The 237-nt window shown below is 44.7% G+C and carries 1 protein-coding gene; it reads left to right on the forward strand.

What is annotated here, in order from left to right; all coding sequences use genetic code 11:
• The coding region (locus J2D73_RS20475) for a hypothetical protein (RefSeq protein ID WP_207884269.1) at positions 1-204 on the forward strand (204 nt) is incomplete at its 5' end.
• Positions 205-237 lie beyond the last annotated feature (33 nt).

The following is a 237-nucleotide window of genomic DNA, read 5'->3' on the forward strand; positions in this document are numbered from 1 at the left end:
GACAAAGAAGGGACACTACTTGGGGACTCAATCAAGACGGATATGGATTGGGCCAAAAAGGTACCATTTTCGAAAGTGACACCCAAAGACTGGATGGGTCAATCAGTGCTTCAAAAGCATGGGATTCACATGGGCTTAAACCTGATTCTTATAATGGACGTTTGGATTATGCTCATACACCAACTGGATCTGGAGCTTTTGTAAGTGCAGACAGAACCCCTGGATATGGAACTGACG

The organism is Acetobacter sacchari, assembly GCF_017377715.1.
GTDB classification, from domain to species: Bacteria; Pseudomonadota; Alphaproteobacteria; order Acetobacterales; family Acetobacteraceae; genus Acetobacter; species Acetobacter sacchari.